Source organism: Streptomyces regalis (assembly GCF_001509475.1).
GTDB classification, from domain to species: Bacteria; Actinomycetota; Actinomycetes; order Streptomycetales; family Streptomycetaceae; genus Streptomyces; species Streptomyces regalis.
In genome coordinates this window covers 31,713-54,872 of record NZ_LLZG01000384.1, presented here as the reverse complement: position 1 = coordinate 54,872, position 23,160 = coordinate 31,713, and the positions used below count along the sequence as shown (strand labels likewise).

Sequence of the window (23,160 nt, the reverse complement as noted above, 5' to 3'; positions counted from 1 at the left end):
CACTGGTCCTCACTGGTCCTCACTGGTCCAGCTCCGCGAACGTCTCCACGGCACGGGTCTTGCCGGTGACGATGATGACGAGCGGCATGCCGCCGGCGAATTTCGGGGCGAGGGTTTTGATGAGGGCGTAGTCGCTGTCGAAGGCGATGAAGGATCTGACCGTGCTGCCGGGTGGTGGCACGGGCCCAGATGTGGGGTACGGCCGCGTCGACGAGGTTCGACGTGACCAGGATGCCGGCCTTCTGGACGAGTCCGGCGTGGGCGTCGATGCCGAGCACGTCCCAGCCACGTCGCATCAGCTCTTCCGTCGTCTTCCGTCATCTTCCGTCACCGACTGGCCGAAACGGCCGAGACCGATGACGGCGACTCTGGAGTCGCGGGCCGGACGACGCTCGGCTGCGGTGCGCCGATGCCGGTGTGTGCGCAGGAACACGCTCGGGCCGTGGCCCGTCGCTGTCGCTTTCCGCGGCCGTCGAAAGCGGCCGTCCTGGCCCAGCCGTCCGAACCGGCGTACGGAACGCGGCACGGCGTCAAGAAGGCGTCGGAATCCGCCGATGGGCGGGCCACGGCCCTCCGATCAGCGCGCGGCGTCGTGCGTTTGCGGCGGGGCTGCGGTCGCGTCGGAGGAGGCGGCGGGTGCGCCGATCCCCGAGGCATGGCCGAGTACGACCACCACGGCGTCGACGAGCGCTATCGCGACCAGTTCGGCGGAGCGCGTACGGCGGTGTGGGCGTCGGCCGTGCGGGGCTTCGGAGTGGGTGACGACGTAGACGTGTCCCGGCCGCCCCCTCCACCTCGACGCGCTGCGGGCGATCGGTCTGGCCTGTGCGCGCGGGGCGTATGACGATCGATAGCCTGCTGGGGGAGCGGACGGAGAAGAGCTCTGGCCCGAACTCCCCAGATTCTCCCCAGTACTGACCCTGAGCGCCGACCGGTCTGGCCAATGGGCGTAAACAGCGAGGTGAGAGGCCCTATGTTCACGACCCGCCCCACCCTCCAAGGCACCTTCGGCATGGTGTCCTCCACCCACTGGCTGGCCTCCCAGTCGGCGATGGCCGTGCTGGAAAGAGGCGGCAACGCGTACGACGCTGCCGTGGCGGGCGCGTTCGTGCTGCATGTCGTCGAGCCGCACCTCAACGGGCCGGCCGGCGAGGTGCCGATCCTGCTCGCGCCGGCGGGCGGTGAGGTGCGCGTGCTGTGCGGGCAGGGCGTTGCGCCCGCCGGGGCGACGGTCACGCACTACCGGGGACTCGGCCTGGCGCTCGTGCCGGGGACGGGGCCGCTCGCGGCTGCCGTGCCCGGGGCGTTCGACGCGTGGATGCTGCTGCTGCGGGACTACGGGACCCGGACGCTCGCCGAGGTGCTCGAGTACGCCATCGGGTACGCCGAACACGGGCACGCGCCCGTGGAGCGCGTCGGGGAGACCGTCGAGACCGTGCGGGAGCTGTTCGAGACGGAGTGGACCTCGTCGGCCGAGGTGTATCTGCCGGGCGGGAAGGCACCACGGCCCGGGGAGCTGTTCCGTAACCCCGCCCTCGCCGTCACCTGGAAGCGGCTGCTGGACGAGGTCGCCGGGGCCGGGGACCGGGTCGCGCAGATCGACGCCGCGCGGGAGGTGTGGCGCACCGGGTTCATCGCCGAGGCCCTCGTACGGCAGGCCCAGCGGCCCACCATGGACACCAGCGGTGAGCGGCACTCCGGCACGCTCACGGCCGCCGACCTCGCCGGCTGGTCCGCGACCTACGAGGCGCCGGCGACGTACGACTGGAATGGCTGGACCCTGTGCAAGGCCGGCCCCTGGAGCCAGGGCCCGGTCCTCCTCCAGCAGCTCGCGCTGCTCCCGCCCGAGCTGCCGCGGTACGGGTCCGCCGAGTACGTCCATCTGCTGATCGAGGGCTGCAAGCTGGCCATGGCCGACCGGGAGGCCTGGTACGGCGACGCGGCCGAGGTGCCGCTCGCCGAGCTGCTGTCGGAGCGGTACAACGCGGCCCGGCGGGAGCTGATCGGCGAGAAGGCCTCTCACGAGCTGCGGCCGGGCAGCCCGGGCGGACGCGCCCCGCGGCTGTGCGCGCACGCGCGCGTGGTGGCCTGCGACGAACCCGGCTTCGACGTGCTGGGCGTCGGCGAGCCGACCGTGGCCAAGCGCCCGGCGTCCCCCGTGCCGGGTGAGCCGGACGTCGCCGCCGACGGGGGCACCCGCGGTGACACCTGCCACCTCGACGTCGTCGACCGCTGGGGCAACATGATCGCGGCCACCCCCAGCGGCGGCTGGCTGCAGTCCAACCCCGTCGTGCCCGAACTGGGCTTCCCGCTCGGCACCCGGCTGCAGATGACCTGGCTGGAAGAGGGCCTGCCGAACTCACTGACGCCGCGGCGGCGGCCGCGTACGACGCTCACGCCCTCGATCGCCCTGCGCGACGGCGTGCCCGTCATGGCCTTCGGCACGCCCGGCGGGGACCAGCAGGACCAGTGGCAGCTGCACTTCTTCCTCGCGGTCGCCCTGCGGGACCGGGTCCGCGGCGGCCTCGACCTGCAGGGTGCGATCGATGCCCCGAACTGGCACAACGACAGCTTCCCCGGCTCCTTCTACCCGCGCGGGATGCGTCCGGGTAGCGTCACCGTGGAGTCCCGTACGGCCGCGGAGGTGGTGGAGGAGCTACGGCGGCGTGGTCATGAGGTGACCGTCGGTGAGGCCTGGTCGGAGGGCCGGCTGTGCGCGGTCGCGAGGGACCCGGAGACCGGCGTCCTGTCGGCGGCGGCGAATCCGCGGGGAATGCAGGGGTACGCGGTCGGGCGCTGAGAACAAGCCTCTGACCTGCCGATACGTGCCCCTCATGTTCACGCCGAGGCCATCCGGCGTCCATCGGGCGGGCGGGGGTTGTCAGTGGGACGTGCTCTCATGGAGAGGTGATCGAAAACAACGAAACCATCGACGAGTTTCTCGCACAGCACTCGGCCGACGTGGAGGAAGCGGTCCGCAAGGCGGCCGCGGCCGAGATCATGCCCCGTTTCCGGCAGCTCGCCGCGCACGAGGTCGACCAGAAGAGCGGCCCGCACGATCTGGTGACCGACGCCGACCGGCTCGCCGAGCAACACCTCACCGCGGCACTCGGCGCCCTCCTGCCCGGCTCGGTCGTGGTCGGCGAGGAGGCGGTGCACGCCAACCCGGCGTCGTACGACGCGCTCCAGGGCGATGCCCCGGTCTGGATCGTCGACCCCGTCGACGGCACCCGCCAGTTCGTGCATGGCGACTCCGGCTTCTGCACGCTGGTCGCGCTCGCACAGCGCGGCGTCCTGCTCGCCTCCTGGACCTACGCCCCCGCCCGCGACCAGCTGGCCACGGCAGTACGGGGCCGGGGCGCCTTCCTCGACGGCGAGCGGCTGCACTCCGGCGCGCCGGATCCCGGCCGGGATCTGGAAATCGCCACGTCCCACCCGGACTACACGACCGACGAGGAGAAGCGCGCGCTGCTCGGCCTGTGGACCGACGGCGTGCGAACCCGCCCCTGCGGTTCCGCGGGGCTGGAGTATCTCGCCGTCGCCCGGGGCGAATTGGACGCCACGGCGTTCTCCTGGGAGGCCGCATGGGACCACGCGGCGGGCATTCTCCTGGTCGAGGAGGCGGGCGGCGCCCATCTGACCCGCGCGGGCGAGCCCTTCCGCATCACCGGCGGCAACGCCCTGCCGTTCACGACGGCCCGTGACGCGGCCACGGCTCGCCGGGTGAGGGAACTGCTGTCGGGCGCAGCCTGATCTGGGGGCGGCCCCCGCCGACACGGAGGTCGATCACCTCGAACTCGGCGGGGGTGCCGTCCGCGGGCCACTCGCATTCCGCCTGCAGCAGCACCAGGGCGTCCACGAAGCCGGCGGCGGGCAGACCGATGTCGACGAATGCTCCCGTGACGCCGGGACCCCAGGGCGAGACGGTGAACGTCCCGGTCAGGCGCGTACCGACCGGCAGGGGGCCGGTGTCGTGGCGGACGTGGCACTTGCGGAAGGACCGGGCCCGGCCCCACGCCACATCGAACTCCCGCGGTTCGACCGACCGGGCCCCGGGTGGCTCCACGACCGGCTCACGCACCGGCACCCCGTACACGACCTCGTACAGCCGCACGCCCCACTCCCCGCACGCCTCCCGCGTCTGCGCCACCTCGACCGGTACGGCGGCCACCACGGGCACGGAATCCAGTCCCCGGAAGGAGATCTGCCGCACCACCTGACCGGCATCCCCCACCTCGAACCAGTGCCACACATCGTCCTCGGGCGCAGGGAAGCGAAAGCGGCGCGTCACCCCGCGGACTTTACCCGCGCCCCGGCGCTGTCAGTGGCCCGGCATATCCTGATCCTTCAAGGCCGTCGGCTGACGAAGGGGTCCGAAGGTGCCGTCGATGCTCGATGCGGTCGTGGTGGGTGCGGGGCCGAACGGACTGACCGCTGCCGTGGAGCTGGCCCGGCGTGGCTTCTCCGTGGCCGTGTTCGAGGCGCGTGACACCGTCGGCGGGGGTGCCCGCACGGAAGAGCTGACCCTGCCCGGCTTCCGGCACGACCCGTGCTCCGCCGCACACCCCCTGGGCATCAACTCGCCCGTGTTCCGGACCATGCCGCTCGACCGCTACGGCCTTCAGTGGCTGCACGCCGAGCTGCCCATGGCGCACCCCTTCGCCGACGGCACCGCCGCCGTGCTGTCCCGTTCCGTCGCCGAGACCGCCGCCTCCTTCGGCCCGCGCGACGCGGGGACGTACCGCAGGCTGGTCGAGCCGTTCCTGAGCAAGTGGGACACGCTGGCCCGTGACTTCATGTCCCTGCCCCTCACCGCGCTGCCGCGCGACCCGGTCACCCTCGCCCGGTTCGGCCTCGTCGGACTGCCCCCGTCCACGTGGCTGATGCGCCGCTTCCGCGACGAGCGGGCCAAGACCCTGTTCTCCGGCCTCGTCGCGCACGTCATGGCCCCGCTCGGCGGCTTCGCCACCGGCGCCATCGGCCTGGTCTTCGCCCTCGCGGCCCACGCCCGCGGCTGGCCCGTGGCCCGCGGTGGCTCCCAGTCGATCTCCGACGCCCTCACCGCATATCTCGAGGACCTCGGAGGCACCGTCCACACCGACTACCAGGTCAAGCGGCTCGACGATCTGCCGCCTGCGCGCGCCTACATCTTCGACACCTCACCCACCGCGCTGGCCCGCATCGCCGGCCTCGGCCGGTACTACGAGGGCTACCGCTACGGCCCCGCCGCCTTCAAGATCGACTACGCGCTGGACGGCCCGGTGCCGTGGACCGCGCCGGAGGCCCGACGCGCCGGCACCGTGCAGATCGGCGGGGACAGTGCGGAGATCGACACCGCGCTGCGCGCCGCGTCCCGGGAGGGCCGGGCGCCCGACAAGCCGTTCATGATCACGGTGCAGCCCAGCGTCGTCGACCCCACCCGGGCTCCCGACGGCAAGCACGCCTTCTGGGCGTACGGGCATGTGCCGAACGGCTGGACCGGAGACCTCACGGACGCCATCGAGCGCCAACTGGAGCGCTTCGCCCCGGGGTTCCGCGACCGCGTCCTCGCCCGCGCCACGGCCGGCCCGGCCGAACTCGCCGCCCGCAACGCCAACTACGTCGGCGGGGACATCGCTTCCGGCGCGGCCTCCGGACTCCAACTCCTGCTGCGCCCCAAGCTGTCGCTCTTCCCTTACACCACCCCGCACCCGGCGGTCTACATCTGCTCCTCGGCGACGCCGCCCGGACCGGGCGTGCACGGCATGTCGGGGCACAACGCGGCCAAGGCGGTGTGGCGGCGGCTGCGGCAGGAGCCGTGAGTGCCGGGAGTCGTGAGTGCCGGGCGCTGTGAGTCTGCTCAAACGACCCACGTTTACCGGTAGTTCGGGCCCGCGGTGAAGAAGAGCGGTGTCTTCTTTGTCACTTCCCTTACCGGGGGGTAGGTACCTGAATGTTTAAAGCCGCGAGTAAGGTGCGGCCATGAAAGATCGGAAAGCGGTTGCCCGCTGGGGATCCCGGTCTGCCGTGCGCCTCACCGACCTCGCCCTGCTCGTCAGAGCGCCGGCCGCGTTGAGTGTCCCCGGCGACGTGATCGCGGGAGCGGCCGCAGCCGGGCGCCCGCTGGGTGTCCGTACGCTCGGAGTGATGGGTTCCTCCGTGTGCCTCTACTGGGCAGGCATGGCCCTCAACGACTACGCCGACGCCACGGTCGACTCCGTCGAGAGGCCGGACCGACCTGTGCCCTCGGGGCGTGTTCCGCGCCGCACGGCGCTTGCCGTGGCCGGGTCGCTGACCGCGGCGGGGATCGGTCTCGCCGCCGCGGCGGGGGGTCGGCGCAGTGTGGGCGTTGCGCTTCCTTTGGCTGGGCTGGTGTGGGCGTATGACCTGAAGCTCAAGTCCAAGCCGGTGGGCGGAGTTGCCATGGCGGGGGCCCGGGTTTTGGACGTGCTGGCTGGAGCGGTTGCCTCCGGTGCCGGTGCCGGTGCCGCGTCGGTCGGGGTTGCGCTGCGGCGTGCCGCGGTGCCCGCCGGGCTGGTGGGGGTGCATACCGGTACGTTGATGGCTCTCAGTCGGCATGAGGTCGGCGGGGCGCCGGTGCGGGTTCCGGCTGCGACTCTTGCTGTGTCTACGGTGACTGCCGTGGCTACGGCCATTCCGGTCAAACGAGTCGCCATGGCGCCCCGCGGCGGAGCCGCTGTTCGACACAGCCCCGCGCCCCTGAAGGGCGTTGCGGGCACCGCTCCTTCCAAGAGACTCCGCGTCGGCCTCGTCGCCGCCGGTGCTCTCGCCTACCTCGGTACCTACGGGGCCGCTCAAGTCCGCGCCGTACAGGAGCCGTCGGGGGAGAACGTACGGCGAGCCGTCGGCGCCGGGATCCTCGGGCTGATGCCGCTGCAGGCGGCGTTGACCGCGCGTGGCGGGGCGCCTGTCGTCGCTGCGGCGCTCGGCGTCGTCCATCCCCTTGCGCGGCGGCTGGCCCGGCGCATATCGCCCACCTGAGACCCACCACACCCTCCGTGTGAGGAACCGGCACCATGAGACCTCCCCCTACCGATCTCAAGTTCGGCTACGGCACCAACGGCTTCACCCAGCACCGGCTGACCGACGTCCTGGTCGTCCTCGCCGATCTCGGCTACGACGGCGTCGCCCTCACCCTCGACCACGGCCACCTCGACCCGTACGCCGACGACCTGCCCCGGCGCGTCACCGTGCTCGCCGGGCAGCTTTCGCGGCACGGCCTGGACGTGACCGTGGAGACCGGTGCGCCGTACTTCCTCGACCCCTGGGGCAAGCATCTGCCCACGCTGATGTCGGACGGCTCCGAGCTCAGGGTCGACCTGCTGCGCCGCGCCCTGCGTATCGCGGCCGACCTCGGTTCGCCCACCGTCCACCTGTGCAGTGGCCCGGCGCCGGACGGGCTGCCGGAGCAGGACGTGTGGAAGCGGCTCGCGGCCGGTGTGGAGACCGTGCTGGAGACGGCGGAGAAGTACGGGGTGGCGCTGGCCTTCGAGCCGGAGCCGTACATGTTCGTCGACACCGTGGAGCGCTGCCGGCATCTCGCCCAACTGGTCGACGGGCACGAGCTGTTCGGGATCACCCTGGACGTCGGCCACGCGCACTGCGTGGAGAGACGTTCCGTGCTCGACTGCGTCCGCGAGGCGGCACCGCTCCTGCGTAATGTGCAGATCGAGGACATGCGGCGCGGCATCCACCAGCACCTCGAATTCGGGGCGGGCGAGATCGACTTCCCGCCCGTACTGGCCGCCTTGCGTGACCTCGGGCATCGCGGCCTGGTCTCCGTCGAGATCCAGGGCGGCTCGCTCGACGCGCCCGATGTCGCCCGCCGCTCGATCGAGTTCCTGCGCGCGGCCGAACAGACCGCCGCCGGCCGATAGACCCGGCCCGGCCCTCCTTCTGGCTCAGCTCAACTCCCCCCCGACCTCTCCGGAAGTTGTTCCCCATGGCTGTCACGACTGCCTCCCCCTCGGCTCCGCCGGACCCCCACCCCGCCCTGATCTCCGTACTGGACGACACGGCCCGCACCTGGCTGGACGAGAGCGCCGCCAAGGTCGCCGCCGATCCCGCCGCCGTACGGCGTCTGTTTCCCGCCGTCCGAAGGCGCTGCGGACACGCCCGCCTCGACGCCTACTGGACCGTCGACGAGGCCGCCCGCGCCGTCCTGCTCACCGCGCTGCCCCTGCGCGGCCAGGCCCTCGCCGACGACGTCACGCGCCTCCACCGCCACGGCGACCCGGCGGAACAGCGCGCCGTCCTGCGCACCCTGCCGCTGCTCGACCTGGGCGACCTCGCCCTGCCCCTCGTACGGGAGACCCTGCGCGGCAACGACACCACCCTGATCGAGGCCGCCCTCGGCCCGTATGCCGCCGCGCACCTCCCGGACGCCGAGTACCGCCAGGCCGTACTGAAGTGCGTCTTCTGCGAGATCCCGCTCGACCGCGTCACCGGCCTCGACACCCGCGCCGACCGTGAACTGGCCCGTATGCTCGCCGACTTCGCCCATGAGCGGCTCGCCGCGGGACGGGACGTACCCCAGGACATCCTGCCCGTCGTCCGAGCCTTCCCGGACGTCATCGGCGCAGAACTCAAGCACGCACTCACGGACCGACTCACGGACATACTCAAGGAAGAGAGCTGACCGTGCGCATCTTCGACCCCCACATCCACATGACCTCCCGCACGACCGACGACTACGAGGCGATGTACGCCGCCGGAGTGCGCGCCGTCGTCGAGCCCGCTTTCTGGCTGGGCCAGCCCCGCACCTCGCCGGAGAGCTTCTATGACTACTTCGACGGGCTGCTGGGCTGGGAGCCGTACCGGGCCGCCCAGTTCGGCATCCAGCACTTCTGCACGATCGCGCTCAACCCGAAGGAGGCCAACGACCCCCGTTGCCTCCCGGTCCTCGACGAACTGGACCGCTACCTCGCCAAGGACCGGGTCGTCGCCGTCGGCGAGATCGGCTACGACTCGATGACCCCGGAGGAGGACGAGGCGCTCGCCCGTCAGCTCCAGCTCGCCATCGAGCACGAGCTGCCCGCTCTCGTGCACACCCCGCACCGCGACAAGGCGGCCGGTACGCGGCGCACGCTGGATGTCGTGAGGGAGTCGGGCATCGCCCCCGAACTCGTCGTCCTCGACCACCTCAACGAGCTCACTGTCGGCATGGTCCTCGACAGCGGCTGCTGGGCCGGGTTCTCGATCTACCCGAAGACCAAGATGAGCGAGGACCGGATGGTCGAGATCCTCAAGGAGCACGGGACGGAGAGGGTGCTGGTCAACTCGGCCGCCGACTGGGGACGTTCGGATCCGCTGAAGACCCGCAAGACCGCCGACGCCATGCTCGCCGCCGGGTTCGGCGACGACGCCGTGGACGAGGTGCTCTGGCGCAACCCGGTCGCCTTCTACGGCCAGAGCGGGCGGCTGGAGCTGGAGGAGCCCAAGCCCGACGAGGAGGCCACCTTCCGGGGCAACTCCATACGTCGCGGGGGAGCGTGAGCATCCCATGCGCTTTCTGCACCCGGACGGTACCACCGTCCACCTCGGCTACTGCAGCAACGTCCACCAGGCGGAGGACCTCCAGGGCGTGATCGCCCAGCTCGCCGACTACGCCGAGCCCGTGCGTGAACGGCTCGGGGCCGACCGGCTCGGCATCGGGCTGTGGCTGGCGCACCCCGTCGTCACCGAACTTGCCGACGACGAAGGTTCGTTGGTGCGGTTGAAGTCCGAGCTGCGGGCGCGCGGCCTGGAGACCGTCACCCTCAACGCCTTCCCGTACGCCGGATTCCACCGCGAGGTCGTCAAGAAGGACGTGTACCTGCCCGACTGGGCCGACGAGGCCCGGCTGAAGTACACCCTGGACTGCGCCCGCGTCCTCGCCGCGCTCCTCCCCGACGACGTCGACCACGGAAGCGTCTCCACCCTGCCGCTCGCGTGGCGCACCCCGTGGACCCCCGCCTGCGCCGAGGAGGCCCGGCACGCCCTGGACCGGCTGACCACCGGGCTCGCCGCGCTGGAAGCGTGGACGGGCCGCCGTATCCGGGTGGGCTTCGAGCCGGAACCCGGGTGTGTCGTCGAGACCACCACGCAGGCGGTGCGGGAACTGGGCGGACTCGACCCCGACCGGCTCGGCATCTGCCTCGACGCGTGCCATCTCGCCGTCCAGTTCGAGGAGCCGGCCGAGGCCCTGCGGCGGCTCGCGGAAGCCGGGATGCCCGTGGTCAAACTCCAGGCGTCGTGCGCCGTGGAGGCCGCGAACCCGGCCGACCCCGCCGCCCGCGCGGCCCTTCACCGGCTCGCCGAACCCCGGTTCCTGCACCAGACCCGGACGACGAGCGAGGGTGACGTCCTCGGTGTGGACGACCTTCCCGACGCCCTCGACGGCGAGCTTCCCGCGGACGGCGGCCCTTGGCGCGTCCATTTCCACGCCCCGCTGCACACCGAGCCCGAATCCCCGCTCCGCACGACCGCCGGCCAGCTCGACCAGGTCCTCGCCGGGCTGCTGGGCGGGGCCTCGGCCGGCTGTGACCACATCGAGGTCGAGACCTACACCTGGTCCGTCCTCCCCGAACCGCCCGCCGACCTGCCCGGTGGCATCGCCGCCGAACTCGCCTGGGCCCGCGACCGGCTGACCGGCCTCGGCCTCAAGGAGGACTCCTCATGAACCGCGTGGTCGTACTCGACATCGTCGGCCTGACCTCGAAGCTGCTGCAGCACATGCCGGCCGTCGCCGCCCTCGGCGAACGCGGCTTCCAGGCCCGGCTCGACACCGTGCTCCCCGCCGTGACCTGTACCGTCCAGTCCACCCTCCTCACCGGCGAACCCCCGTCCACGCACGGCGCGGTGGCGAACGGCTGGTACTTCCGCGACCTCGGCGAAGTCATGCTGTGGCGCCAGCACAACGCACTCGTCGGCGGCGAGAAGATCTGGGAGACGGCCCGCAGGACCAACCCCGACTACAAGGTCGCCAACATCTGCTGGTGGTACGCGATGGGCGCCGACGTCGACTGGACGGTCACCCCGCGCCCCGTCTACTACTCCGACGGCCGCAAGGAACCCGACTGCTACACCTGGCCGCCGTCCCTGCACGACGAACTCACCGACCGGCTCGGCCCGTTCCCCCTGTTCACCTACTGGGGCCCGAACGCGGGCATGCCCTCCACCCAGTGGATCCTGGCCGCCGCCCGCCAGGTCTTCGACGAAAAGCGCCCCGACCTCACCCTCGTCTACATCCCGCAGATGGACTACGAGCCCCAGCGCTCCGGCCCCGACTCACCCGCCACCATCCGCGCCGCCCGCCAACTCGACGACGCCCTGCGCCCGTTGATCGACCACTTCCTCAGTGAGGGCGCCACCGTCGTCGCGCTCAGCGAGTACGGCATCACGCCCGTCTCCCGCCCCGTCGACATCAACCGCGCCCTGCGCCGGGCCGGGCTGCTGGAGGTGTACACGCAGGACGGCATGGAGTACCTGGACCCGTGGACCTCGCGCGCCTTCGCGGTCGCCGACCACCAGGTCGCCCACGTCTACGTCCGCGACCCGGCAGACGTCGACACGGTCGCGAAGCTCGTCGCCGAACTCGACGGTGTGGAGCAGGTGCTGGACGCCGACGGCAAGGCGGCCCACGGCCTGGACCACGAGCGCTCCGGCGAACTCGTCGCACTCGCCGACCCCGACGCCTGGTTCACGTACTACTACTGGCTGGACGACGCCCGCGCCCCCGACTTCGCCCGCCAGGTCGAGATCCACCGCAAGCCCGGCTACGACCCCGCCGAGCTCCTCTACGACGAGACCGTCCCCGCGGTGAAACTGCGCGCCGTCGGTCAGGTCGCCCGCAAGAAGCTCGGCTTCCGCTACCGCCTCAAGACCGTCCCCCTCGACCCCTCCGGCGTCCGCGGCAGCCACGGCCGCCTTCCCGCCGACCCCGACTACGGCCCCGTACTGCTGTGTTCGCAGCCGCAGCCGCAGCCGGAGTCGGAGCAGGCGAAGGAGGCCTACGCGGCCACGGAGGTCAAGTCCCTGCTGCTGGACCTCGCGGCCCTGCACGAGACCCCCGACGCAATGGAAGGCACGCAGAAGTGACGACCACCCGCCCCTCCCCACGATCCGCCCCCTGCTCGACCCGGCCCCCGAATACGCCAAGTGGCAGTCCGAGGAGCCGATCCGCCGGGTGACGATCTGGGGCGACAACAGCCCCTGGCTGATCACCGGTCACGAGGACGCCCGTACGGTTCTCGCCGATCCCCGTTTCAGCGCGGACGCCAACCGTCCCGGCTTCCCCCACACCCGCCCCGGAGCACCGCCGCAGGCGCCCGGTCTCTTCCACCAGATGGACCCGCCGGACCACACCCGGCTGCGCCGCATGCTGATCCCCGACTTCACCTTCCGGCGCATCGAGCAGATGGAGGACGCGATCCAGCGCATCTGCGACGACCTGCTGGACGCGATGACGGACGGCGACGCGACGCAGGCGGACCTGGTCGCGGCGTACGCACTGCCCCTGCCCACCCTGGCCATCTGCGAACTGCTCGGCGTCCCCTACGAGGACCACGGCTTCTTCCGCGAGAAGTCCAACGCCCTCACCAGCGTCGCCGGCGACCCGGCCGAGGCGATGTCGGCGCGCATGGCGCTCTACGGCTATCTGCGCGCCCTGATCGAGCGCCGCGCGCAGGACCCTGCCGACGACCTGATCTCCCGCCTGGCCACCGAGCGCGTCGCGACCGGCGAGGCCACGCTCGACGAGGCCACAGGCATGGTCTCGCTGCTCCTCCTGGCGGGCCACGAGACGACGGCGAACATGTTCCCGCTGGCTGTGATCGCCCTGCTGCAGAACCCGGCCCAACTGGACGCACTGCGCGCCGACGACTCCCTGTGGCCGTCCGCCGTCGAGGAACTCCTGCGCCATCTGACCGTCATCCACTCCGGGATACGGCGGATCGCCACGGAGGACGTCGACCTGTCCGGGGTCCGCATCCGCGCGGGGGAGGGTGTGGTCGTGGCCTTGCAGGCCGCCAACCGCGACCCCTCCGTGTACGCCGACCCCGACGCCCTCGACGTCCGCCGCGACGCCGGCGGTCACCTCGCCTTCGGGCACGGACTGCACCAGTGCCTCGGCCAGTCGCTGGCCCGCACCGAACTCCGGCTGGGCCTGTCCACCCTGTTCCGCAGGCTCCCGTCCCTGCGCATGACGGCACCGCTCGATTCGCTCACTTTGTCGACCAGCACGGTCCACGGGGTGCGCGCGCTGCCGGTCGCCTGGAAATAGCCGGACATCGGGGGCGGGGCTGCTATAGAGGCAGTCATGACCACCATCAGGCTCGTTCAGGGCGACATCACGCGAGAGAGCGTCGACGCGATCGTCAACGCCGCCAACTCCTCCCTCCTCGGCGGGGGAGGAGTCGACGGCGCGATCCACCGCCGCGGCGGCCCAGCGATCCTCGACGAGTGCCGCAAGCTGCGCGCCTCCCAGTACGGCAAGGGCCTGCCCACCGGGCAGGCGGTTGCCACGACGGCGGGGGAGCTGGACGCGCGGTATGTGATCCACACGGTGGGCCCGGTCTGGTCGTCCACCGAGGACCGCTCGGAGCTGCTGGCCTCCTGCTACCGGGAGTCGCTGCGGGTGGCCGACGAACTGGGTGCGCGGACGGTCGCGTTCCCGGCGATCTCCACGGGTGTGTACAGGTGGCCGATGCAGGACGCGGCTCGTATCGCGGTGGAGGCGGTCCACAACGCGCGGACAGCGGTCGAGGAGGTGCGCTTCGTCCTCTTCGACGACCAGGCGTACGACACGTTCGCCCGGCAACTCGGCCGCCAGTAAGGCACATACCCAGTAAGGCACATACGGAGCTTGAGTCCCCGGGGTTGGATGATGCTGAGCACAGAAACAGTTCTGCCGCTGTCCGAGCTGCTCGCGGCGCATGCCGGCCGCACACCGGACTGCACAGCGTTCTCCGACTCCGCGCGCAGTGTCTCCTACGCGGACCTGGAGCTGCGCACCGCCAGACTGGCCGCGCATCTCGCCCGGGCGGGCGTCGGCCGGGGCGACCGGGTGGCTTTCTGCCTCGGTACTTCCGTGGAAACAGTGGAGAGTTGTCTGGCTGTTCTTCGGGCGAGCGCCGTCGGCGTTCCGCTCAATCCGCGCTCCTCCGACGCCGAACTCGCTCACTTCATCGCCGACAGCGGGGCGTCCGTCGTCATCGCCGACCCCGCACGCCTGGCCCGCATCAAGCGGCTGCCGCCCGAATGCCGACCGTCACACGTGCTGTTGACCGGCGAGGGCCCGCTCCCCGCGGACGCCCCCGCTTCGACCGTGCTGTTCAGCGACGTGGCCGGCACGGACAGCGCCGAACCCCCACGGGACGATCTCACCCTCGATGAGACGGCGTGGCTGCTCTACACCTCCGGCACCACGGGAAGGCCGAAGGGGGTGATGTCCACGCAGCGCGGCGCGTTGTGGTCGGTCGCCGCGTGCTACGTCCCGCTTCTCGGGTTCCGCGCCGATGACAGGCTGTTGTGGCCACTGCCGTTGTTCCACAGCTTCGGGCACTCGCTCGCGATCCTGGGAACCGTCGCCGTCGGGGCGAGCACGCACGTCACAGGTGACCTGCTCGCGCCCGGAGAACTGCTGCACGCGGTGCGCGCTTCGAGCGACCACGTCGACGGCCCGTTCAGCGTGCTGGCGGGAGTTCCCACGACCGAGAACATCCATCCCGCGGAGATCGAGGAAGTGCTGCTGAGTTGTCCGGGCGTCGCCGACGCCGTCGTGACGGGCGCCGCGCACCATGTCCTGGGTGAGGTTCCGGTCGCCGGGGTGGTGCCAGGCCGGGAGAACCTCGACATGGATCAGGTGCTGGCTCATTGCCGGGCCCTGCTCGCCGAGCACAAGGTCCCGGTGGCGATTCAGCAGATCGCGGCTGTGCCCCGTACGGCATCCGGCAAGGTCGCCCGTACGGCCGGCGTCCTCGACGTGGCTCGAACGGATTCACCGTCCGGTGCGGACACCGACGCCCTGACCGCGGTTGAGCCGCCCGCCTCGCCGGACGCCCTGCGTGAGATGGTCCTGAGCGAGACGGCCGCACTGTGCGGGGCGGGGCCCGGTGAACGGCTGGACGCCGACCGCGCGTTCATGGACCTGGGGCTCACCTCCGTCGGCGCTGCCACGCTGGTCGAGCGGCTGGGCGAGCTGACGGGGCTGGGCCTGTCGGCCACGCTGGTCTTCGACCACCCCACGCCCGCCGCGGTCTCCCGGCACCTGTGGGCCGCGCTCACCACACCGCAACCGCAGGAACCGCGCCCCCGCGCCGGCACGGCCGACCGGAGGCGTGCGAGCGACGCGGCCGACGATCCGGTGGCGATCGTCGCCATGAGCTGCCGCTACCCCGGCGACGTCCACTCCCCGGAAGATCTCTGGCAGCTGGTGACGGCGGAAGGCGACGCGATCTCCGGCTTTCCCGTCGACCGGGGCTGGGACCTGGAAGCGCTCTACGACCCCGATCCGGACGGGTTCGGCACCTCCTGCACACGCCACGGCGGCTTTCTGCACCGCGCCGCGGAGTTCGACACGACCCTGTTCGGGATCTCGCCGCGCGAGGCCCTGGCCACCGACCCTCAGCACCGGTTGCTGCTGGAGACCTCCTGGGAGGCGCTGGAACGCGCCGGGATCGACCCGCTGTCGCTGCGCGAGAGCGACACGGGCGTCTTCATCGGTGTGATGTTCAACGACTACGCCACCCGATTCCACGGTCCCCACGAGCTGGAAGGCCATCTGGGCATCGGCTCGGCCGGCAGCGTGGCCTCCGGCCGGATCTCCTATACGTTCGGATTCCGCGGGCCCGCGGTCACGGTCGACACCGCGTGCTCGTCCTCGCTGGTCTCGATGCAGTCGGCCGTCGAAGCGCTGCGCTCGGGAACCTGCTCGCTCGCCCTGGCCGGGGGCGTCACCGTCATGGCGACTCCGAAGTCGTTCGTCATGTTCAGCCGGCAACGCGGGCTGTCCCCCGACGGCCGGTGCAAGTCGTTCTCCTCGTCGGCGGACGGGACCGGATGGAGCGAGGGAGCCGGAATGGTGCTCCTCGAACGGCTCTCCGACGCCCGGCGCAACGGTCATCCGGTCCTGGCGGTGCTGCGCGGCTGCGCCGTCAACTCCGACGGCGCCTCCAACGGCCTCACCGCGCCCAGCGGACCGGCACAGCAGCGGCTGATCGAGCAGGCGCTGGAGACCACCGGACTGCTGCCGAGCGACGTGGACGTGGTCGAGGCCCACGGCACCGGCACCACGCTCGGTGACCCGATCGAGGCGCAAGCACTGCTGGCCACCTACGGGCAGGGGCGTGCCCCGGATCAACCCCCGTTGTGGCTGGGATCGGTCAAGTCCAACCTCGGTCACACCCAGGCGGCCGCGGGCGTCGCCGGGGTCATCAAGATGGTGATGGCCATGCGGCACGGCGTACTGCCGCGCACCCTGCACGCCGAGGCGCCGTCGCCGCACGTGGACTGGCGCTCGGGCCGAGTCGAGCTCCTGACATCCGCCCGCCCGTGGCCGACGACCGGCCGCCCGCGCAGGGCCGGTGTCTCCGCGTTCGGCATCGGCGGGACCAACGCGCACGTCATCATCGAACAGGCCCCGGAGCCGACCGCCGAGCCCACGGCGCCCGACGCCGAATCATCTCCCGTTCCCGCGGTGCCCTGGCTGATCTCCGGTGCCGACGAGGCCGCACTGCGCGCCCAGGCACATCGGCTGGCGGCCTGGGTGGACGCCCGCCCCGACCTGTCGCCGACCGACATCGGCTTCTCACTGGCCGTGTCGAGGGCCGCGCTGACCCACCGGGCAGCGGTGCCGGCCGGTGACCCGGACGGCATACCGGCAGCACTGCGCGCCCTCGCCCGCGGCGAGCACAGCGTCACGACGTTCCAGGGCGTCGCGGACGACGCCGGCATCCGTACGGCGTTCCTCTTCACCGGCCACGGCGCTAAGCAGGTGGGCATGGGCAGGGAGCTGTGCGCGGCGTTCCCGGCCTTCGCCGCCGCGTTCGACGACGTGTGCCGCGAGCTGGACCGCCGTATGGAACACCCGCTGCGCACGGTGATGTTCGCGGAAGCCGGTTCGCCGCAGGCCGCTCTGCTCGACCGTACGGACTTCACTCAGTCCGCTCTGTTCGCCTACGAGGTGGCCCTGTTCCGCCTGCTGGAGTCCTGGGGGGGTGCGACCGGACTTCCTCGCGGGCCACTCGGTCGGAGAGCTGGCGGCGGCCCACGTCGCCGGTGTGCTGGACCTCGCCGATGCGGCGGAGCTGGTCGCGGCCCGCGGCCGCGTGATGCAGGCGCTGCCGGAAGGCGGGGCGATGGTGGCGCTGCACGCGGCGGAGGACGAAGTCGCGCCGCTCCTGGCGGAGTCCGGGCTCGCGGGACGGGTCGCGATCGCCTCGGTGAACGGGCCGCGCTCCCTCGTCATCTCCGGGGCGGACGAGGACGTGCGATCCGTGGCCGATCGGTTTGCCGGGCAGGGACGACGAGTCGTTCGGCTGCGGGTGAGCCATGCCTTCCACTCACCGCTCGTGGAGCCGATGCTCGACGAGTTCCGCCGCGTCGCCGAGCGGCTGACGTTCCGGCCACCGCGCACCCCGGTCGTCAGCGCGGTCTCGGCGGGCGTCGGCGAAGACCTGTGCTCCGCGGAGTACTGGGTGCGGCACGCGCGCCTGCCGGTGCGGTTCGCGGACACCGTGCGATGGCTGTACGACGCGAATGTCGCGGCGTTCATGGAGTTGGGGCCGCGCCCTGTCCTGACGGCGGCCACCACGGAGTGTCTGCCGACGGACGGTCCACCGGAGCCGGTGCTCGCCGCGAGCGCCCGGCCGGGCGAGCCGGAGGCGGAGAGCCTGCTGTCCGCCTTGGCGCGGCTCCATGTGCGCGGTGTGGGCATCGACTGGTCCGCCGTGTTCGCCGGGAGCGGGGCGCGACGCGTGGACCTGCCGACGTACGCCTTCCAGCGCCGAAGGTACTGGCTGGACCCCCCGAGCACGGCGGTCCACGCGACCGCGGTGACACGCGCCCAGGGCCATCCGCTGCTGGGCCCGGCATTCACCTTGCCGGACACGGGGGGCACGGTGCTGTCCGGGCTGCTTTCCGCCGAAACCCAGCCATGGCTCGCGGACCACGTCGTCGCCGGCGTGAACCTGGTGCCCGCGACGGCATTCGTGGAGATGGCGGTCCGCGCCGGTGACCAGGTGGGGTGCGGCGCGGTGGAGGACCTCGTCGTCGTGGCACCGCTCCCGCTGCCCGCGGGTGCGGCTGTGTGCGTTCAGGTCGTGGTCGGCACAGCCGATCCCGTGGGCCGACGGTCGGTCGACATCTACTCCCGCCCCGGGGATCCGGACTCCTCCGCGGACGACTCCGGTACAGCGTGGACGCGGCATGTCACCGGACTGCTGGTGCACGGGCCGCAAGCGCGGGAACAGGACTTGTCCGAGAGCGGCCGCACGGTGTGGCCGCCCCCGGACGCCGTCGAAGTGGATCTCTCGGACGCCTACGACAGAGCGGTGGACGACGGCTTCGCCTACGGGCCTGCCTTCCAGGGCGTCCGGGCGATGTGGCGCCGCGGCACCGAACTGTTCGCGGAGGTGCAGCTGCCCGAGGCGGAGGCCGCGCAGGCAGCTCGGTTCGCGATCCATCCGGCGCTGCTGGACGCCGCTGTGCACGCCACCCTGCTGGCCGTAGCCGTAGCCGTAGCCGCAGCCGCAGCCGCATCAGACCTTCGCCCGGAACCGGCGCCCGTCCGGCTGCCGTTCGCCTGGAGCGGAGTGCGCCTGTACGCGGACGGAGCCACGGCACTACGGGTGAGACTGACCGAAGTGAGCGCGGACTCCGTCTCGTTGACCCTGGCCGACCCGACGGGCAGGCCGGTGGCTTCGGTCGCTTCCCTGACCACCCGGGAACTCCCCGACGCACAGCAGGACCCTGCCGAGGACCTCGTTCGGCGTGCGCTGCTGCGACCCGGCTGGGTGCCCGTTGAGACAGTGGAGACACCCGAGAGCGTCGAGGGCGGGCAGCGCTGGACCACGCTGGGCCCCGACGACCTGGGCTTCGCGGCGTACCTTCCCGCCCTCGCACATCCGGCCGCCGTCCCCGAGACCGGCCCCGACACGGTGGTGGTCACGGCCGTGGGGGCCGCGGAGGATCCCGATCCCGTGTCCGCGACGCACGTGCTGACCGCCAGGATGCTCAAGACGTTGCAGAACTGGCAGGACGACCCCGCCTCGGCGGGGACACGGCTGCTGGTCGTGACGCCGAACGCCACCGCAGCCGTACCCGACATGGCGGGGGCCGCCGTCTGGGGACTGGTGCGCACGGCGCAGTCGGAGATGCCGGGACAGGTCGTCCTGGTCGATGTGGACGGGCACCCGCAGTCGCTGCGGCAGCTTCCTGCGGCCGTGGCCACGGGCGAGCCCCAGATGTCCATCCGGGCCGGTCGAACAACGGCCCCCCGGCTGATGAGAACCAGCCCTGGAACCGGGGGCAGCGCATTCGGCGAGCAGGGCACGGTGCTGATCACCGGTGGTACCGGCGCCCTGGGCGCGGAACTGGCCCGGCACCTGGTTCGCGCCCACGGCGTACGGCATCTGCTGCTCACGGGGCGCCGGGGCCCCACGGCGCCCGGAGCACAGGAACTGCGCGCTGCCCTGGAGGAGTTGGGAGCCGAGGTCCGCATCGTCGCCTGTGACGCGGCCGACCGTGCCGCGCTGGCCGACGTGATCGACAACAGCGAGCCGCCCCTGGCCGCCGTGGTCCACGCGGCCGGGGAACTCGACGACGGTGTCCTGGCGGGGCTGACCCCGCGACGACTGGCAACGGTGCTCCGACCGAAGGCCGACGCCGCCTGGAACCTCCACGAGCTGACCCGGGACCTGGACCTCACGGCATTCGTGATCTTCTCCTCGGCCTCGGGCCTGCTGGGCCGCCCCGGTCAGGGCAACTACGCCGCCGCGAACTCCTTCCTGGACGCCCTGGCGCGCCACCGTGCCGCGCAAGGGCTGCCCGCGGTGTCGCTGGCGTGGGGCCTGTGGGAGCACGCCGACGGCATGGCCGCCCAACTACGCCGGAGCGGAGGACGGCCCCAGCTCGCCGAGGACGGTTTCCCCGCGCTCTCTCCCGAGCAGGGCCTGGCACTCTTCGACGCGGCCCTGCAGCAGGGGGAACCGGTACTGGCACCGTTCCTCCTGGACCGAGCCGCACTGCGGTCCGCCGCGACGCCCGTGCCTCCGCTACTGCGCGAGCTGATACCCACCGGCCGGCCGACCCTGACGTCCGGGCCACGCTCCCACCCCGCAGGCCCGGCCGCGGCGCAGCCCGACGCCTGGCGCACACTGCTGGCCGACCTGCCTGCCCGGGAACGGGAGGCAGCCCTCTCCAGGCTGATCCACCAGGCGATCGCCGACGTCCTCGGCTACCCCGACGCCGACGCGCTGCCCTCCGGAAAAGCCTTCACCGATCTGGGATTCGACTCCCTGATGGCGGTCCAGGTCCGCAACCTGCTGGGCGCCGCCTGCGGGCTCCGGCTGCCCGCCGCCGTCGTGTTCGAGCACCCCACGACACCGTCCCTCACCCGGCACATCCTCGACCTGCTCGGCGACCTGCCGGCAACGGCAACGGCAACGGCAACGGCTGCGGCTGCGGCGCCGGGCGACCGACCCATGCCCACGCAGAGCCTCGCCGCCCTCTACCGCAAGCTCTGTGCGGCCGGCCACGTCGTTCCGGCGATGCACATGCTGCTCGGCGCCTCCTGGGCGGTGCCGACCTTCGACGCCTCCGAGAGCCGGACCCGAGCCCTGCCGGCGCTGCGCCGGACCAGCGGCAGCACGGGACCGGTGCTCGTCTTCCTCCCCGGGCTCCAACCCCCGCTCGACTTCCCCGGCGGAGAATTCGCGCAGTTCCAGCGCTTCTTCGACGGTGAGTCGGAGATCATCGAACTCCCGCATCCGGGACTGGGCGAAGGCGACGCCGTACCCGCCGACCGGGAGGTGCTGGCACGCACACAGGCCGAGACCGTACTGCGGCACGTGGGAGACCGGCCCTTCGTCGTCATCGGCGCGTCCAGCGGTGGTGCCGTCGCCCATGTGGTGACCCGTTACCTCGAAGCACACGGCGCCCCGCCACGCGCCCAAGTCCTTCTCGACACCTACCTCATCAACGACGAGAACAGGAGCAAGGACTGGCTGCTGGCGCTGCCGGCCACGGTCGCGCCTGTGCTGGGAGCGGGCCAGTGCACGGGGGACGAGGACACAGCGGTGGCCGCGATGGGCGCGTACACGCGGATGTTCCTCGACTGGGTTCCGGAACCGGTGACCACCCCGACCCTGCTGATACGTGCCGCGGAACCCACACCGGAGATGGCGGCCGGCCCCGACGCCGACGACTGGCAGACCTCCTGGCCCCTGCCGCACGAGTGCGTGGACGTCGCCGGGGACCACCGCGCCTTCCTCAAGGAACATGCCCGGACGACGTCCGAGGCCGTGCGCACCTGGATCAGCTCTCTCGGCCACGCCCGAGGCGGAGCAGCCTCTACCGTGGAGTCATGACGGCACCGCTGGATGCCCTGGTGGTCGGCGCCGGGCCCACAGGGCTCGCGCTCGCCGCGCAACTGCGCGCCCACGGGGCCGGCTTCCGCATCGTCGACCGCTCCCTCGACCGGGTGCGGGAGTCCAGGGCGCTCGGCATCCAGCCCCGCACCTTGGAGGCGCTGGCGGGCTTCGGCGTGACCGATCGGCTGGTGGCCCGCGGCAACCCCGCGATGCGACTGCGCCTGCACCTGACCCGGCGCACGGTGTCGCTACCGCTGTTCGACATCGGGCTCACGGACACGCCGTACCCCTTCCTGCTGTTCCTCTCGCAGGCCGAGACCGAGAACATCCTCGGTGAGCACCTGGCCACACGGGGCGTGTCGATCGAGCGCGGCACCGAGCTCGTCCGGCTGGAGCAGCAGGGCCCCCACGTCGTCGGCCGGCTGCGCAGCCGTGACGGCACGGAGGAAGTCGTGACGGCGCGCTACGTCGTGGGTTGCGACGGCGCCCACAGCACCGTGCGGGCCCAGGCGGGCATCGACTTCGAGGGCTACGCCTATCCGCAGACGTACCTGCTCGCCGACCTGGACGTCGACGGGCTGGAGCCGGGCGCCGTGCACTCGTACATGACCGGCACCGGGATGCTGATCTTCTTCCCGCTCGGCTCCCCGGCACCCTGGCGGATGCTCGCCATGCGGCCCTCCGACGCCCCGGACGCCGAGGTGACGCTGCCGCTCCTGCAACAGATCACCGAACGGTACGGGGCTCAGGGGCTGGTACTGCGGGATCCGGTCTGGATGACCGACTTCCGGCTCCACAACCGCGGGGCTGCCCGATACCGGTCCGGGCGCTGCTTCCTGGCCGGCGACGCGGCCCACATCCACAGCCCCGCCGGGGCGCAGGGCATGAACACCGGCATCCAGGACGCCCTCAACCTCGGCTGGAAGATCGCCCTCGTGTGCCGGGGCGCCGCACCGGAGGACCTGCTGGAGACGTACGGCATCGAACGTGCCCCGGTCGGCCGCGACGTACGGCGGTTCACCGACCGCGCGTTCGCCATCGGTACCAGCCCTCATCCCTTGCTCCGCTTCGCCCGTGCCCGGCTCGTCCCGCGGATCGCCCCGTTGGCGGTGCGCGCGACGGTGCCCCGCCGGTGGGTCTTCCGTGCCGTCTCCGAACTCGGCATCCACTACCGGCGCAGTCCGGCCTCCACGACGGGCGGACGACCGCCCCGCCACGGTCCGCGAGCCGGTGACCGGCTGCCGGACCTGCCGCAGGGGCTCCAGACACGGACCGCCGCCCCCGGCTGGCACCTGCTCCTGACCGGCCCACCGCACCTCTGGCCGGACCAGCGGCTCGCCCCGGTCCTGGACGGCCGGGCCGACCTGATCACCGTGCACCGCCTCGACGACCGCGGCCCCTGGCCGGGCGTCGCCCAGGGACTGGTACGGCCTGACGGCCACCTCGGTTACGTCGCACGCGGCGCCGAGCTGGAGGGGCTGCGGGCCTACGCCGCCCGCTGGCTGCCGACCGACACTGCGTGTCAGACGAGGTGAACGGCTCCCGTCGTTGATCCGTACCACTTTTCGTGCAGGCACAGCGAGGAAGCAAC

At 72.0% G+C, this 23,160-nt stretch carries 14 protein-coding genes and 1 pseudogene; 13 read left to right on the top strand and 2 right to left on the bottom strand.

The features are described from left to right. Window positions 1–19 precede the first annotated feature (19 nt). Window positions 20–181, bottom strand: a complete 162-nt coding sequence (locus tag ADL12_RS57270) for a hypothetical protein (RefSeq protein WP_244188209.1) — start codon at window positions 179–181, stop codon at window positions 20–22. 792 nt (window positions 182–973) lie between these two features. On the opposite strand from ADL12_RS57270, the gene ADL12_RS38965 reads away from it, so the two are divergent. Together ADL12_RS38965 and ADL12_RS38960 are read left to right on the top strand one after the other, a co-directional pair. After that, window positions 974–2,800, top strand: a complete 1,827-nt coding sequence (locus ADL12_RS38965; protein ID WP_062712028.1) for a gamma-glutamyltransferase family protein — start codon at window positions 974–976, stop codon at window positions 2,798–2,800. Window positions 2,801–2,907: 107 nt separating this feature from the next. Next, a complete protein-coding gene (locus tag ADL12_RS38960; protein WP_062712025.1) occupies window positions 2,908–3,753 on the top strand; it encodes an inositol monophosphatase family protein in 846 nt (281 codons plus the stop codon). Here ADL12_RS38960 and ADL12_RS38955 read toward each other — a convergent pair. Further along, window positions 3,689–4,291 carry a hypothetical protein gene (locus ADL12_RS38955; protein ID WP_159053422.1) on the bottom strand — a complete coding sequence of 201 codons (603 nt, stop codon included), beginning with the start codon at window positions 4,289–4,291 and terminating at the stop codon, window positions 3,689–3,691. The genes ADL12_RS38960 and ADL12_RS38955 overlap by 65 nt on opposite strands. Before the next feature lie 97 nt (window positions 4,292–4,388). Here ADL12_RS38955 and ADL12_RS38950 point away from each other — a divergent pair, with 97 nt between their 5' ends. The 11 genes and pseudogenes from ADL12_RS38950 to ADL12_RS38900 all read left to right on the top strand — a co-directional run bounded on the left by ADL12_RS38950 (window position 4,389) and on the right by ADL12_RS38900 (window position 23,104). Continuing rightward, window positions 4,389–5,801, top strand: a complete 1,413-nt coding sequence (locus ADL12_RS38950; RefSeq protein WP_062712020.1) for a phytoene desaturase family protein — start codon at window positions 4,389–4,391, stop codon at window positions 5,799–5,801. Window positions 5,802–5,961: 160 nt separating this feature from the next. Next, window positions 5,962–6,981, top strand: coding sequence for an SCO3242 family prenyltransferase (locus ADL12_RS38945; RefSeq protein ID WP_208614704.1), 1,020 nt, complete (start codon window positions 5,962–5,964; stop codon window positions 6,979–6,981). Window positions 6,982–7,016: 35 nt separating this feature from the next. Further along, window positions 7,017–7,877: a sugar phosphate isomerase/epimerase family protein gene (locus ADL12_RS38940; RefSeq protein ID WP_062712014.1), complete on the top strand. Its 861-nt coding sequence runs from the start codon at window positions 7,017–7,019 to the stop codon at window positions 7,875–7,877. Window positions 7,878–7,942: 65 nt separating this feature from the next. After that, window positions 7,943–8,638, top strand: coding sequence for an EboA domain-containing protein (locus ADL12_RS38935; RefSeq protein WP_062712011.1), 696 nt, complete (start codon window positions 7,943–7,945; stop codon window positions 8,636–8,638). A 2-nt stretch (window positions 8,639–8,640) separates the two neighbouring features. Further along, window positions 8,641–9,495 carry a TatD family hydrolase gene (locus ADL12_RS38930; RefSeq protein ID WP_062712008.1) on the top strand — a complete coding sequence of 285 codons (855 nt, stop codon included), beginning with the start codon at window positions 8,641–8,643 and terminating at the stop codon, window positions 9,493–9,495. A gap of 7 nt (window positions 9,496–9,502) precedes the next feature. Further along, a complete protein-coding gene (gene eboE, locus ADL12_RS38925; RefSeq protein ID WP_062712003.1) occupies window positions 9,503–10,660 on the top strand; it encodes a metabolite traffic protein EboE in 1,158 nt (385 codons plus the stop codon). After that, on the top strand, window positions 10,657–12,078 hold the full coding sequence (locus tag ADL12_RS38920) for an alkaline phosphatase family protein (protein ID WP_062711999.1): 1,422 nt from the start codon (window positions 10,657–10,659) through the stop codon (window positions 12,076–12,078). The genes eboE and ADL12_RS38920 overlap by 4 nt, the downstream gene beginning before the upstream one ends. 88 nt (window positions 12,079–12,166) lie before the next feature. Continuing rightward, entirely contained in the window at window positions 12,167–13,261 is a 1,095-nt protein-coding gene (locus tag ADL12_RS38915) for a cytochrome P450 (RefSeq protein ID WP_244188208.1), read from the top strand. Window positions 13,262–13,297: 36 nt separating this feature from the next. Then, complete coding sequence (locus ADL12_RS38910) at window positions 13,298–13,813, top strand: O-acetyl-ADP-ribose deacetylase (RefSeq protein WP_062711993.1); 516 nt, start codon at window positions 13,298–13,300, stop codon at window positions 13,811–13,813. A 48-nt stretch (window positions 13,814–13,861) separates the two neighbouring features. Beyond that, window positions 13,862–21,566: pseudogene (locus ADL12_RS58695) on the top strand (type I polyketide synthase). Continuing rightward, window positions 21,563–23,104, top strand: coding sequence for an FAD-dependent monooxygenase (locus ADL12_RS38900; protein ID WP_062711989.1), 1,542 nt, complete (start codon window positions 21,563–21,565; stop codon window positions 23,102–23,104). Before ADL12_RS58695 ends, ADL12_RS38900 begins: the two are co-directional and overlap by 4 nt. Window positions 23,105–23,160 lie beyond the last annotated feature (56 nt).